Origin of the sequence: Streptomyces sp. NPDC048416, assembly GCF_043200435.1 — a bacterium.
Classification (GTDB): domain Bacteria; phylum Actinomycetota; class Actinomycetes; order Streptomycetales; family Streptomycetaceae; genus Streptomyces.
Genome location: NZ_JBICXU010000039.1, coordinates 1 through 13,906, shown reverse-complemented (window position 1 = coordinate 13,906; position 13,906 = coordinate 1). Strand labels below are relative to the sequence as shown.

At 71.5% G+C, this 13,906-nt stretch carries 11 protein-coding genes and 2 pseudogenes; 4 read left to right on the top strand and 9 right to left on the bottom strand.

All coding sequences use genetic code 11. The features are described 5' to 3' along the window. The first annotated feature begins 52 nt into the window (after positions 1-52). Together ACGFW5_RS31915 and ACGFW5_RS31910 are read left to right on the top strand one after the other, a co-directional pair. On the top strand, positions 53-1,669 hold the full coding sequence (locus ACGFW5_RS31915; RefSeq protein WP_393837815.1) for an AMP-binding protein: 1,617 nt from the start codon (positions 53-55) through the stop codon (positions 1,667-1,669). Between the two features lie 4 nt (positions 1,670-1,673). Continuing rightward, the gene (locus ACGFW5_RS31910; protein ID WP_393837814.1) at positions 1,674-2,546 is read left to right on the top strand and encodes a PaaX family transcriptional regulator C-terminal domain-containing protein; all 873 of its coding nucleotides are present in this window, start codon (positions 1,674-1,676) and stop codon (positions 2,544-2,546) included. A 109-nt stretch (positions 2,547-2,655) separates the two neighbouring features. Here the strand turns inward: ACGFW5_RS31910 and ACGFW5_RS31905 are convergent, their stop codons facing one another. Further along, a complete protein-coding gene (locus ACGFW5_RS31905; protein ID WP_393837813.1) occupies positions 2,656-4,971 on the bottom strand; it encodes a bifunctional salicylyl-CoA 5-hydroxylase/oxidoreductase in 2,316 nt (771 codons plus the stop codon). A gap of 2 nt (positions 4,972-4,973) precedes the next feature. Then, the gene (locus ACGFW5_RS31900; protein ID WP_393837812.1) at positions 4,974-5,801 is read right to left on the bottom strand and encodes an enoyl-CoA hydratase family protein; all 828 of its coding nucleotides are present in this window, start codon (positions 5,799-5,801) and stop codon (positions 4,974-4,976) included. Between the two features lie 298 nt (positions 5,802-6,099). Here ACGFW5_RS31900 and ACGFW5_RS31895 point away from each other — a divergent pair. Further along, positions 6,100-6,614: pseudogene (locus ACGFW5_RS31895) on the top strand (ATP-binding protein). Between the two features lie 53 nt (positions 6,615-6,667). Here ACGFW5_RS31895 and argF read toward each other — a convergent pair. From argF to ACGFW5_RS31880, 3 genes are all read right to left on the bottom strand, one after another. Then, positions 6,668-7,693: an ornithine carbamoyltransferase gene (gene argF / locus ACGFW5_RS31890; RefSeq protein ID WP_393837811.1), complete on the bottom strand. Its 1,026-nt coding sequence runs from the start codon at positions 7,691-7,693 to the stop codon at positions 6,668-6,670. A gap of 89 nt (positions 7,694-7,782) precedes the next feature. Further along, entirely contained in the window at positions 7,783-9,015 is a 1,233-nt protein-coding gene (locus ACGFW5_RS31885; RefSeq protein WP_393837810.1) for an arginine deiminase, read from the bottom strand. Positions 9,016-9,201: 186 nt separating this feature from the next. Then, complete coding sequence (locus tag ACGFW5_RS31880; RefSeq protein WP_393837809.1) at positions 9,202-10,131, bottom strand: LLM class F420-dependent oxidoreductase; 930 nt, start codon at positions 10,129-10,131, stop codon at positions 9,202-9,204. Between the two features lie 251 nt (positions 10,132-10,382). Between ACGFW5_RS31880 and ACGFW5_RS31875 the strand changes: the two genes are divergently transcribed. Beyond that, a complete protein-coding gene (locus tag ACGFW5_RS31875) occupies positions 10,383-10,637 on the top strand; it encodes a hypothetical protein (protein ID WP_393837808.1) in 255 nt (84 codons plus the stop codon). A gap of 191 nt (positions 10,638-10,828) precedes the next feature. Here the strand turns inward: ACGFW5_RS31875 and ACGFW5_RS31870 are convergent, their stop codons facing one another. From ACGFW5_RS31870 to ACGFW5_RS31855, 4 genes and pseudogenes are all read right to left on the bottom strand, one after another. Then, positions 10,829-11,320: a DUF6099 family protein gene (locus ACGFW5_RS31870; RefSeq protein ID WP_393837807.1), complete on the bottom strand. Its 492-nt coding sequence runs from the start codon at positions 11,318-11,320 to the stop codon at positions 10,829-10,831. Positions 11,321-11,583: 263 nt separating this feature from the next. After that, positions 11,584-11,904: pseudogene (locus ACGFW5_RS31865) on the bottom strand (nucleotide pyrophosphohydrolase); the annotation flags it as partial. Then, positions 11,901-13,058: an AAA family ATPase gene (locus tag ACGFW5_RS31860; RefSeq protein ID WP_393837806.1), complete on the bottom strand. Its 1,158-nt coding sequence runs from the start codon at positions 13,056-13,058 to the stop codon at positions 11,901-11,903. The gene ACGFW5_RS31860 and the pseudogene ACGFW5_RS31865, both read right to left, overlap by 4 nt. 218 nt (positions 13,059-13,276) lie before the next feature. Continuing rightward, entirely contained in the window at positions 13,277-13,666 is a 390-nt protein-coding gene (locus tag ACGFW5_RS31855) for a cell division protein SepF (RefSeq protein ID WP_393837805.1), read from the bottom strand. Positions 13,667-13,906 lie beyond the last annotated feature (240 nt).

Sequence of the window (13,906 nt, the reverse complement as noted above, 5' to 3'; positions counted from 1 at the left end):
ACTGTCGTCATCCAAACGATACGCTCCAGAGGCGACAAGGGGGCGATCCCGTATGGAGCTGAAGACCTCAGCGCACGCCGACACCTTTCCCCGCGACCACCTGCCGCCCACCGATCAGTGGCCGGAGCTGGTACTCGGCCCGCCGGGGCCGTCCTACCCCGAACGGCTCAACTGCGGCGCCGAACTCCTGGACGCCACGATCGAGCGCTTCGGCCAGGACCGCCCCGCCTTCCGCACCGGTGCGGGTGAGATCTGGACCTACCGGGAGCTGCGCGACCGGGTCGACCGGATCGCCCACGTCCTGACCGGCGAGCTCGGTGTGGTGCCCGGAAACCGGGTGCTGCTGCGCGGGCCGACCACGCCGTGGCTCGCCGCCTGCTGGCTCGCGGTGATGAAGGCGGGCGCGGTCGCCGTCACCGTACTGGCCCAGCAGCGCGCCCACGAGCTGAACGTCATGTGCTCCATCGCGCACATCAGCCACGCCCTGTGCGACGCCCGCGTCCTGGACGATCTGGAGCGCGCCGAGGCCCCCGGCCTGCGCATCACCGCGTACGGCGGAGACGGGCCCGACGACCTCGTGAAGCGGGCCGAGCGAGCCCCGTCGGGACGGTTCACGGCCGTGGACACCTCGGCGGACGACGTCGCCCTGATCGCCTTCACCTCGGGCACCACGGGACGCCCCAAGGGCTGCATGCACTTCCACCGCGATGTGCTCGCCATCGCCGACACCTTCGCGCGGCACATCCTCAAGCCGGTCCCCGACGACGTCTTCGCGGGCAGCCCCCCGCTGGGCTTCACCTTCGGACTCGGCGGTCTCGTCGTCTTTCCACTGCGGGCCGGCGCGTCGGCGCTGCTGCTCGAACAGGCCGGTCCCAAGCAGCTGTTGCCCGCCCTGGCCGAGCACCGGGTCTCCGTCCTGTTCACCGCGCCGACCGCGTACCGGACGATGCTCGACGAACTCGCCGGCCACGACCTGTCCGCCCTGCGGCGCTGCGTCTCGGCGGGCGAGAACCTTCCGGCGGCGACGTGGCGGGCCTGGCGGGAGCGCACCGGGGTGCGCATCATCAACGGGATCGGCGCGACCGAACTGCTGCACATCTTCATCTCCGCGGCCGACGAGGACATCCGTCCCGGCACCACCGGCCGGCCCGTCCCCGGCTGGCAGGCCCTCATCGTCGACGCGCACGGCAGGACCCTGCCCGACGGCGAGCCCGGGCTGCTCGCCGTGCGCGGCCCGGTCGGCTGCCGCTACCTCGCCGACGAACGTCAACGCGCCTATGTACGCGACGGCTGGAACATCACCGGCGACACCTATGTGCGGGACAGCGACGGCTGGTTCCAATATGTGGCCCGCGCCGACGACATGATCATTTCGGCCGGGTTCAACATCGCGGGACCGGAGGTCGAGGACGCCCTGCTGCGCCACCCCGACGTCACAGAGGCCGCGGTGGTGGGGCGTCCGGACGAGCGGCGGGGCCATGTCGTCGTCGCCTACTGCGTGCTGCGGCCGGGGGTGCCGCACGGCGAGGAGACGGCGGCCGCCCTGCGCGACTTCGTGAAGTCGCAGCTCGTCCCGTACAAATGCCCGCGCGAGATCGTCTTCCTGGACGCACTCCCGCGCACACCCACCGGGAAGCTCCAGCGCTTCCGGCTGCGGCAACTAGAGTGATCGCGTGGCCGAGCTGCACACTCCCCGATCCTTGATCGTGACCCTGTACGGCGCCTACGGGCGCGAAACCCCCGGCTCCCTCGCGGTCGCCGAACTGATCCGGCTCCTCGCGGTGGCCGGCGTCGACGCGCCCTCCGTGCGCTCCTCGGTGTCCCGGCTCAAACGCCGCGGGCTGCTGGTGGCGCGGCCCACCACGGCGGGCGCCGCCGGCTACGCCCTTTCGGACGACGCGCGGCAGCTTCTGGACGACGGCGACCGGCGTATCTACGCCCACCCCGCGCCGCGGGCCGACGACGGCTGGGTGCTGGCGGTGTTCTCCGTTCCCGAGACGGAGCGCAGCAAGCGGCACGTGCTGCGTTCACGCCTGGCCGGCCTCGGGTTCGGCACGGCGGCGCCGGGCGTGTGGCTCGCTCCCGCCCGGCTGTACGACGAGACCCGGCACACCCTGGAACGCCTCCAACTCTCGCCCTACGTCGAGCTGTTCAGGGGCGACCACCTCGGTTTCGCGCCGACCGCGCAGGCCGTAGCCCGCTGGTGGGACCTGCCGGCCATCGCCCGGAGCCACGAGGAATTCCTCGCACGACACGAACCGGCGCTGCGGGCCTGGGAGTCGCGCCTGGCCGCCGCACCCGACAGCGCGAGGACCGACGCCGAGGCCGCCTACCGGGACTACCTCCTGACGCTGGATTCCTGGCGCCGGCTGCCGTACACCGACCCGGGACTGCCCGCCGAACTCCTGCCCCGCGCCTGGCCCGGCGGCCGTTCCGCCGATGTGTTCGGCCGGCTGCACGAGCTGCTGCGGGACGCGGGCGCCGCGTTCGTGCGCGGCGCGCTGCCGAGCTCCGGCGCCCGCTCGTCCCCGACGACGACGGGGTGAGGGCGCGGGGGCGCGGCTTCGCGTCCGCGGCCGGGTGCGGGCGTGAGGGTGCGGGCGTGAGGGTGCGGGGACGCGGCTTCGCGTCCGCGGACGGGTGCGGGTCCGGTGGTCAGTTCAGGCCGAGGCGGGGTCTCGGTGCGTCGGTGCGGCCCGTCGGCGGCGTGCGGCTGCCCGCGCGGTAGGGCAGCGGCCAGCTCGCGCCGGGGCCCGTGTAGCCCTGCTCGGCGGCGGCGTGCAGTGTCCAGTGCGGGTCGTACAGATGGGGGCGGCCCAGGGCGCACAGGTCGGCGCGGCCGGCCAGGAGCAGGGAGTTGACGTCGTCCCAGGAGGAGATGGCGCCGACCGCGATCACCGGGATGCCCAGCTCGTTGCGGATCCGGTCGGCGTATGGGGTCTGGTAGGAGCGGCCGAACTCGGGGCGCTCGTCGGGGACGACCTGCCCGGTGGACACGTCGATGGCGTCGGCGCCGTGCGCGGCGAACGCGCGGGCGATCTCCACGGCGTCATCGGCGGTGGTGCCGCCGTCGGCCCAGTCGGTGGCGGAGACGCGCACCGTCATCGGCCGGTCGGCGGGCCAGTTCTCGCGCACCGCGTCGAAGACTTCGAGGGGGAAGCGCAGACGGGCCGCCGGGGAACCGCCGTAGGCGTCCGTCCGTTGGTTGGTGAGAGGGGAGAGGAATCCGGACAGCAGATAGCCGTGGGCGCAGTGCAGTTCGAGGAGGTCGAATCCGCAGGTGGCGGCGCGCCGGGCGGCGGCCACGAACTGCTCGCGGACCTCGGTGAGCCCCGCGCGGTCCAGCGCGTGCGGGACCTGGTTGACACCGGGCCGGTACGGGAGCGGGGAGGCGGCGGCGACGGGCCAGTTGCCGGCGTCCAGGGGCTGGTCCATGCCGTCCCACATCAGCTTGGTCGAGCCCTTGCGCCCGGAGTGGCCGAGCTGGACACCGAGGGCGGTGCCGGGTGCCTGCGCGTGCACGAAGTCGGCGATCCGGCGCCAGGCGTCGGCCTGTTCGGCGGTGTAGAGGCCGCCGCAGCCGGGGGTGATGCGGCCCTCGGGGCTGACGCACACCATCTCGGTCATGACCAGGCCCGCGCCGCCCAGCGCGCGGGCGCCCAGATGCACCAGGTGGAAGTCGCCGGGCACGCCGTCCACGGCTGAGTACATGTCCATGGGCGAGACGACCACGCGGTTGTTCAGTTCCAGGCCGCGCAGACGGAAGGGGGTGAACATGGGCGGCGTGCCGGGCGGGCAGCCGAATTCCCGCTCGACGGTGTCGGTGAACGAGGGGTCGCGCAACCGCAGGTTGTCGTGGGTGACCCGGCGGCTGCGGGTGAGGAGGTTGAACGCGAACTGCCGCGCGGGCTGGTCGAGATGGCGGCCCAGCTCCTCGAACCAGCGCAGGCTCGCCGCGGCCGCGCGCTGCGTCGACTCCACGACGGGCCGGCGCTCGCTCTCGTACGCCGCGAGGGCCGCGGGCAGGTCGGGCTGCTCCTGGACGCACGCGGCGAGGGCGAGGGCGTCCTCGACGGCGAGTTTGGTGCCGGAGCCGATGGAGAAGTGGGCGGTGTGGGCCGCGTCGCCGAGCAGCACCGTGTTGCCGTACGACCAGCGGTCGTTGACGACGGTGCGGAACGCGGTCCATGAGGAGTTGTTGCCGCGCAGGGGCCGCCCGCCGAGAGCGTCGCCGAAGATCTTGGCGCACTGGTCGGCGGAGGCCTTCTCGTCGAGCACGTCGAAGCCGGCGGCCGCCCACACCTCCTCGCGCATTTCGACGATGACCGTGGAGGAGCCGGCCGCATACGGATAGCCGTGCAGTTGCATCACGCCGTGCTCGGTCTCGGCGATCTCGAACCGGAAGGCGTCGAAGGCGAAGTCGGCGGCGAGCCAGATGTAGCGGTTGCGGTGCCGGGTGATGTGCGGCGCGAAGTGGTCGGCGTGCGCCGCGCGGGTGGGGCTGTGCACGCCGTCCGCCGCGATCACCAGGTCGTGCGTGGCGGCGAGTTCGGCCGCGGGCGGCGCCTCGGCGCGAAAGCGCAGCTGGACGCCGAGGGCGTGGCAGCGCTCGTGCAGGATGTCCAGGAGCCTGCGCCGCCCGAGCGCGGCGAAGCCGTGGCCGCCGGAGGTGAGGGTGCGCCCGCGGTGCACGATGTCGATGTCGTCCCACCGGACGAACTCGGCGCGCAGCGCCCGGTAGACGGCCGGGTCGGCGTGTTCGATCCCGCCCAGGGTCTCGTCGGACAGCACGACACCGAAGCCGAAGGTGTCATCGGGTGCGTTGCGCTCCCACAGCGTGATGTCCCGTGCCGGGTCGAGCCGCTTGAGCAGGGCCGCCGCGTAGAGCCCGCCAGGCCCGCCCCCGATGACGGCGACCCGCAGGGGGGCGCGCTGGGTGGGGGCGGGGGTGTCGGGCCGGGGGCTCGCCATCGTTAGCGTCCCTGCCATTTCGGGGGCCGCTTCTCGGTGAAGGCGGCATGGAATTCCGCGTAGTCCTCGCCGTTCATCAGCAGGGCCTGCGTGGCCGCGTCCAGTTCGACGGAGGCCGCGAGCGGCATGTCGAGTTCGGCGGTGAGCAGCGCCTTGGTCTGCGCGTACGCGAGAGCGGGGCCGTCGGCGAGGCGGCGGGCGAGTTCGGCGGCGCGTTCGTCCGCGCGGCCCTCATCCGTCAACTCGCTGAGCAGGCCGATGCGTTCGGCCTCGGCGGCGCGTACCGGTTCGCCCAGCATGAGCAGCCGGGTGGCGTGTCCGAGGCCGACGACACGGGGCAGCAGATAGGCGGCGCCCATGTCGCCGCCCGAGAGGCCCACCTTGGTGAACAGGAACGCGAAATGCGTGGAAGGGTCGGCGACCCGGAAGTCGGCGGCGAGTGCGAGCACCGCTCCGGCGCCCGCGGCGACCCCGTGCAGGGCCGCGATCACCGGGAAGGGGCATTCGCGGATCGCGCGGACGACCTGGCCAGTCATGCGGTTGAAGTCGAGCAGTTCGGCGGTGTTCATCGACAGGGTGGCGCCGATGATGTCGTCGACGTCGCCGCCCGAGCAGAATCCGCGCCCTTCGCCGGCCAGGACCAGGGCGCGCACCGAGCGTTCCCTGGACAGTTCGGCGAGCAGGTCACGCAGGTCGGCGTAGGCGCCGAAGGTCAGCGCGTTGAGTTTTTCGGGCCGCGCGAGCGTGACCGTCGCGACCCCGTCGGACACCGAAAGACGCAGATGGCGCCAGTCCTCGGTGCGGGACGCGGAGCTGAGAAAGGGGCTCATCTGGGCTGCGGCCTCCTTCGGAGGGGCGGCGGACGCCGCCACTGCTTCTGCTGCCTGCTCCCGAAGGTATCACTCTCCTGTGACTGTCGTCACGAGCACGCGATAAGGCTTCTGTCCGGCAGTACGGGGCGCCTCGGCGGGTGGACGGGGGTACCGGAGGAGGGAGGTGCAGGCTGGAGGCGGGCGAGGAGACGTGGACGGGGAGAGCTGCGCGGGGGCAGGGCTATAGGGGCGGGTGCCGGGGTACAGGGCCCAAAGTCCCGTATGCCGGTGCCCCACGGCCCGGCCGGGCTCCTCTATGGCCCGGCGCCCCGGCTTCGTACCGTGGAAGACAGGACGACTCCCCCCCGCGACCCGAAACGGAATCTCCGCTTTGCCCGAGCCTTCTGGCCCCGCCCCCGACACTCCGCCCACCGCGTGGCGCATCGCGCTTCCGCACACCACGGCGGCGGTTCCGATCGCCCGCGCCCTGATCCGCACGGCGCTCGCGGACCTCGACGCGGGCGCCGACAGCGACACGGCCGAACTGCTCACCGCGGAGCTCGTCGCGAACGCCGTCGAGCACACGGCGGCCGAGGAGCCGATCGAGCTCGTGGTGGAGCTGCTTGCGTGGGGCTGCCAGGTCGAGGTGCACGACGGCTCACCGGCGACGCCGGGCGACCTCGGTGAGCCCGCGTCCGGCGGGCCCCCCGACCCCTGGCAGGAGCACGGGCGCGGTCTGCTGCTCATCCGCACCCTGAGCTCGGCTGCGGCCACCGTCCCACCGCGCACGGCAAGGCGGTCTGGTTCACGCTGTCCAACCGCCACGGCTGACCGGGCGGGAGCGGCGGTCACCTCGCCGCACGCCCGAGCCGTTCGGCGCCTGGTTATGCGGCGCCTTCGCTTGCCGCCCGGTCCCCCAGCGTGGCGACCATGACGGCCTTGATGGTGTGCATCCGGTTCTCCGCCTCGTCGAAGACGACCGAGTGCGCCGACTCGAAGACCTCGTCGCTCACTTCGAGCTCGGTCAGCCCGAACTGCTCGAAGATGTCCCGTCCGACCTGGGTGGCGAGGTCGTGGAAGGCCGGCAGGCAGTGCAGGAACTTGACGCCGGCGTTGCCGGTGGCGCGCAGCACGTCCATGGTCACCGCGTACGGGACGAGCGCCTTGATCCGCTCGGCCCAGACCTCCTGCGGCTCGCCCATCGAGACCCATACGTCGGTGGCCACGAAGTCCGCGCCGGCCACGCCCTCCTCGACGGACTCGGTGAGGGTGATGCGGGCGCCGCTCGTCGCGGCCGCCTCGCGCGCCTGCGCGACGATCTCCTCGGCCGGCCAGTACGCCTTCGGCGCCACTATGCGTACGTCCATGCCGAGCAGGGCGCCGGTGACGAGGTAGGAGTTGCCCATGTTGAAGCGGGCATCACCCAGATAAGCGAAGACGACCTCGCCGAGCGGCTTGTCCGTGTGTTCCGTGACGGTCAGCACGTCGGCGAGCATCTGGGTGGGGTGCCAGTCGTCGGTCAGGCCGTTGTAGACCGGCACACCGGCGTTCGCGGCGAGGATTTCGACCGTCTCCTGCGCATCGCCGCGGAACTCGATCGCGTCGAACATCCGGCCCAGGACCCGGGCGGTGTCGCGCGGGGACTCCTTCTTGCCGATGTGCGACCCGGCCGGGTCGATGTACGTGGTCGACGCGCCCTGGTCGGCCGCGGCCACCTCGAAGGAACAGCGGGTACGGGTCGAGGACTTCTCGAAGATCAGCGCGATGTTGCGGCCACGCAGCCGCTGGACCTCGCTGCCCGCCTTCTTGGCGGCCTTGAGTTCGGCGGCGAGCGCGACGAGCCCGAGGAACTCCTCGGCCGTGAAGTCCAGCTCCTTGAGGAAGTGGCGGCCTGCGAGGTCTATCGCCATGATGGCTGCTCCTGGGGACGGGTAGAGGGCGGCGTACGTCGTCCGGCAGGACCGTCAGACGCTGGAAGTCTATACGTTCGAGCGCATCACTATACGGCATCGCGTTCGACCGGGCAGCTCATGCAGCGCGGGCCTCCCCTCCCCCGCCCCAGCTCGTTGCCCCGGATCTCGATGACCTCGATGCCCTCCTTGCGCAGATGCGTGTTGGTCGTGACATTGCGCTCGTACGCGACGACCACCCCCGGCTCGACCGCCAGCACGTTGCAGCCGTCGTCCCACTGCTCACGCTCGGCGGAGTGCACGTCCTGGGTCGCGGTGAGCACCCGGATCCGGTCGAGGCCGAGGGCCGCCGCGATCGCCCGGTGCATGTGCTCCGGCGGATGATCGGTGACCTTGAGCTCCTGCTCGCCCGCGCCCGGCTCGATCGTGTACGAGCGGAGCATGCCGAGGCCCGCGTACTGAGTGAAGGTTTCTCCGTCGACCATCGTCATCACGGTGTCGAGGTGCATGAACGCCCGCCGCTTGGGCATGTCGAGCGCCACGATGGTCCGCGCCGAGCCCGCCGCGAACAGCCCCCGCGCCAGCATCTCCACGGCCTGCGGAGTGGTCCGCTCACTCATCCCGATCAGGACCGCGCCGTTGCCGATCACCAGGACGTCACCGCCCTCGATGGTCGAGGGATAGTCGCTCTGGCCCTGCGACCAGATGTTGAAGGGGCCCGCCTGGTCGCCCGTGAACAGGGGGTGGTGCCGGTAGATCGCCTCGAAGTGCACGGTCTCGCGCTGCCGCGCGGGCCAGCGCATCGCGTTGATGGAGACACCGTCGTAGATCCACGCGGAGGTGTCGCGGGTGAACAGGTGGTTGGGCAGCGGGCCGAGCAGGAAGTCGTCCAGGTCCATCGCGTGGAAGCGCACCGACGTCGGCTCCGGATGCCCCTCCAGGAACTCCCGCTTGGTCATCCCGCCGACCAGCGCCTCCGCGAGCTCCGCGACCGGCAGGTCCTCGAAGGCCGCCCGCAGATGGCCCGTCGCGAGCGGCCCGTACTCCTTCTCGTCGAAGACCCGGTCGAGGACGAGGGTGCGGGCCACCGGAATCTGAAGCGACTCGCGCAACAGATCCCCGAAGAGGTGCACCTCCACCCCCCGGTCGCGGAGCACGTCCGCGAACCCGTCGTGCTCCTGTCTGGCCCGGCGCACCCACAGCACGTCGTCGAAGAGCAGCGCGTCCTTGTTGCTGGGCGTGAGCCGCTTCAGCTCCAGATCTGGCCGGTGGAGTATGACGCGGCGCAGCCGCCCGGTCTCGGAATCGACATGGAATCCCATGCCCCCATCCTGTCCCGCAACGACCCCGCTCACCCGGTGAACACAACCGCCGCACGGGCGAGCGCGCCGGCAACGGGGCCGGGCCCGGCCCGCCGCACGAAACGACGGCCCGGGGCGGGGCGGCCGCCGGCGGACCGGAGACCTCGGTCCGGGGTCAGAGCCCCGGGTCCAGGTCCACCGGCTGGGTCAGGCCCCGGTCAGCTGGGGCAGCACCTGCGAGGAGATCAGTTCGAGGTGGTCGAGGTCCTGGAGGTCGAGCATCTGAAGGTAGATGCGGGACGAACCGGTCGCCTCGTACTTGCCGATCTTCTCGACGACCTCGGCGGGCGATCCCGCGAGCCCGTTGGCCTTGAGTTCTTCCACCTCCCTTCCGATGGCGGCGGCCCGGCGGGCCACGTCCTGGTCGTTCTTGCCCACGCAGGCCACCAGCGCGTTGGAGTACACGAGATCGTCCGCCCTGCGTCCGGCGCCTTCTGCGGCCGCCCTGACCCTGGTGAACTGCCGTTCGCTGTCCTCGACGGAGGCGAACGGGATGTTGAACTCGTCGGCGTACTGCGCGGCGAGGCGCGGTGTGCGGGTCGCGCCGTGTCCGCCGATCAGGACGGGCACCTTGGTCTGCGCGGGTTTGGGCAGCGCGGGTGAGTCGCTGAGCTGGTAGTAGGTGCCGTGGTAGTCGAAGGTCTGGCCTGTTTCGGTGGCCCAGAGTCCGGTGACGATGGCCAGCTGCTCCTCCAGTCTGGCGAATTTCTCCTTGGGGAAGGGGATGCCGTACGCCTTGTGCTCTTCTTCGAACCAGCCTGCGCCCAGGCCGAGTTCGACGCGTCCGCCCGACATCTGGTCGACCTGGGCGACCTGAATGGCGAGGACGCCGGGCAGCCGGAAGGTGCCGGCGGTCATGAGGGTGCCGAGGCGGATGCGCTTGGTTTCGCGGGCGAGCCCGGCCAGGGTGATCCAGGCGTCGGTCGGGCCCGGGAGCCCGTCGGCGGTGCCCATCCGGAGGTAGTGGTCCGAGCGGAAGAAGGCGTCGAAGCCGAGGTCTTCGGTGGCTTTGGCGACGGTCAGGAGGGTGTCGTAACCGGCGCCCTGCTGGGGCTCGGTGAAGATGCGAAGATCCATGCCTCCATCCTGCACCGTGGGACCGTCGTCAACCCCGCCTTCACCACTCGCCCCATGGAACCCCGGTCGGGTGAAAATTGGTCGATCTGATGGTTCGCGCCCGCTCTGACCGGTGACGTTTGAGGCCGAGCGGTCGTTGGCTCGGGCGGAGCCGGAGCGCCCGGCCCGCGTGTCGGCGGCCGTGGCCGGTGCGTCGACCGATTCTCCGCCCTGTCCGCCCCTGCGGGAGGGCTTGGGCCGAGGAGGCCGCCATGTCCCAGGAAGCCGCGCCGGAACAGACAGTGCCGCAGCAGCCGGTGCCGCAGGCCGTATCCGAGCGGAAGGGTGCGCCGAAGGGGCTGTTGCAGCAGATGGAGGAGCTGATGGCGGCGCTGAACGCGGATCTGACGCAGCTCGACGCGGATCTTCAGTCCACCACCGACCGGACGTCGCCCGAAGACGAGCCGCGTGACGCGCGGCAGACGCACGGGGACGCGAAGCGCGAGCAGCACGAGGGCCGCCCCTAGCGGCAGATCGCAAAGCCGTAGCCGTAGTTGTAGCGGTAGTTGTAGACGTAGCCGTAGCCGTAGCCGTAGCCGTAGCCGTAGCCGCGGTTGTAGCCGCACCCAGAGCCGGAGTGGGGGCGGCGTCGCCCGGCTTCGCGGCACCTTCCCGTCGACCGGGATCGCGGAATCCCGTGCGGCTCCCTTCGCGGCGGTCATGGCGGACCCGTCGTGGAGTCCCGGAGCACTTCCGGCGATCTTTCCTGGGTCCGCAGGGTGAGGCGGCGCAGCATTCCGCGGACCCGGTCGCTGGATTCGTCGGCGGCGTCGATGGCTTCCATGCACTGCCAGTACAGACTCTCGTCGTCCGTGGCGCAGGCAACGGAGACCAAAGCCATGGCGACGTCGCCGAGCAGGACGCTCAGAGAGGTCAACGCGCTTGCCGCGTCGGCCACTTCGGACAGCTGGGCGGCCCGGATGCCGGCGCGGCGCATGCCGGGGTGGTCCAGGACGGCGCAGCCCCGGCCGCCGGCTTCGCTGAGGCCACGCGCTTCGCCCCTCAGCTCCGGGGGGCCGGAGGCCGCGAGGTGGCCGCCGATCGCCTGGGCCAGCGCCTGCGCCTGCCAGGCCTCGGCGACGATGTCGAGCACGGCCCGGCTCTGGGCCAGTGCGTGTTGGCTGACTTTTAAGAGCCTTGCTGCATCCATCCGATGCCCCCGTCCCTGTGATGGACCCGGCGTTCGCGTCCACTACCTAGAGTGAGCTCCCCCGGCCCGGAAAGCCAGAGGAAATCGGAAATCTGTGCACAGCAAGGCGATTGTGAGTATCCCGGTCACTCGAAAGTGTGACTCTCCGTGTCTGTCGGGGAGTTGTGCAAGGACGCGGGCGGGTCGGTGGCGGGTGCGAGGGCCGAGTCGAGGGCGGAATCAAGGGCCGGGTCAAGGGCGGGTGCACGGCCGGAAGCGGGGCCCGGTGCGGGAAAGCGGAGTTCGTTGCGGTCGATCTTGGCCGCGAGGGCCGCGAGGGCGTCGATGCCGAGGACGTCGCAGAGTTGGAGGAGATAGGCGAGGACGTCGGCGACCTCGTCGGTGACGCGGTGGGCCTTGTCCGGGTCGTCCATCACCCGGGCCGACTGCTCGGGGGTGAGCCATTGGAAGATTTCGAGGAGTTCGGACGCCTCGACGCTGAGCGCGGCGACGAGGTTCTTCGGGGTGTGGTACTGCTGCCAGTCGCGGGCGGCGGCGAATGCGGCGAGCCTGCGTTGCAGGGCCGGTACGTCGAGTGGATTCACCCTCGCAGGTCTACCACTGTCGCCCCGTGGGCCTCCCGTGCGCCGGCCACGTCGCCGACTGCGGCGAGCAGCCGGAGGTGGCCTCGGGCGCACATCTCGGCTGCGAGGGTGATGAGTTCGCGGGCCTGGCGCGGATCGAGTGCGCGGTCGAGGCCGTCGGCGAGCACGGTGAGGGTCTGCATGGCCGGGGGGACTTCGGCGACGGTGTCGACGGCGAGCACGCCTGGCCCCGTGAGCAGCACAAGGGCGAGGGCGAGATAGCGCAGTTCGCCTTCGCCGAGGCGGCCGACGGGGGTGCCGTGCCGGTCGGCGCCGCGGGCGAGTACGGCTCGTAACGTACCGTCGGCGAGCTCTTCGGTGGTGAGGCCGGTGACGGGGCCGTGGCAGCCGGCGCGCGCCGCGGTGACGAGACGGCCGTGGCGGATGGCGCACTCGGTGCGGGTGCGGAGCAGGATTTCGGCGAGGTTGTCGCAGCCGCGCCGCAGCCGCCCGCCGCCGGCTCCTTGGGCCGGGACGACGGGTTCGCGCATGCGCTGGGGTTGCGGATCGCAGGGGAACACCGAGCGCAGCGCGACGACGACCTGCTCGGCGGCGGCCAGGACGCGCCGTTGTCCTTCTGTCTTCCCCGCGACGCGCAGGGGCAGCAGTGCGGTGCCGAGGCGGTCGTCGGGGAGGGGTGCGCGGGTGACGGGGACCGCGCCCGCGGTGTGCCAGGCCGCTTGGACGGTGGAGCGGCCCGGGTCCCGCAGGGCGGTGCTCAGGAGCGTCCGGCCCTCGCTCGTCAACCGTTCACCGACGACGCGGAGTTCCGGTTCGGCCTGGATCGCGAGGTCGAGATGGACCGGTCCGGCGGGGCCGTCCACGGTGCAGCCGATGCGGAATCCGCGGCGCCCCTGTGCGTCGGCTTCGGCGCGTTCGGGCACGCAGCCGACCGGGTCGCCGAACACGGCTCCCAGCGCCGCGCCGGAACCGAGTCTGGCGAGGGCTTCGAATGCTTCAAGGACACTGCTCTTGCCGCTGCCGCTCGGCCCGGTGACCAGGGTGAGGGGGCCGAGGGAGAAGGTCGCGCCGCGGTGCGTCCTGAAGGCCGAGAGCCGCAGTTCGGTGACGGTGGGTCGATCGGGGCGGCCGTTCCTGTCACTGATGGTGGTCATGGCTGGGACCGTACGCAGCCCGAAAACTGACGAACCGTTCCGCCTCGTCGGCCTTCCTACGAATGAGGGACGGCACGGCGTTGCGGGACGGTCCTGGGTGGGGGGCGGCACGACGGCCAAAGCGAGGGGGGACGAAGGAGAGCGAGGCGCGGGCGGGGCGTCAGTGGCGCCCGCTGTGGGCCAGGGGGGACAAGGTGGGTCAGGGGGACAGGGGTGGGTCAGGGGTGGGGGACGGCTGCCGCCGCGATGCCTTCCACCTCGGTGCCGACGGGGGCGAGCAGGAAGACATTGCGGTCGACGCGATGCATTCCGCTGCCGAGGCCGAAGACGACGCCGGTGCTGAAGTCGAGGATGCGCTTGGCGACGTCCGGGTCGGCGCCGGTCAGGTCGAGAAGGACCGGGATCTGGGCCATGAGGTATTCGGCCACTTCGCGGGCGTCGGCGAAGATCTGCACCCGTAGGACCACGAAGCGCCGGTGTTCGACGGTCGCGTAGTCGCCGGGGATGGTCTGGTGGTCGACTCTGGACGGCCATTCGTTGCGGCCGCGCAGCGGAACGACCTGGGCGAGGCCCTCCCACTGTTCGTCGGTGACGTCGTACCTGCTCACCGGACCACCTCGCCCACGTGCTGTATCTGCATCCGGCCATGATGACGCCGCTCACCCGTTCAGCCCAACTTCGACACGGCTTGCGGAGTGTCGCTCATGACTCATTTTGGCCGGGCGGCCGACGAGAAGCGCTAGGGGGTGTCTTGTGGATCAGGGTCGGTCAGGGTGCGGCGCCTGGTGCGGTGCATCGCAAGGCGCCGGAACGTCGTGATAGCGGAGCTATCGGGGCGTTTCGGCAAC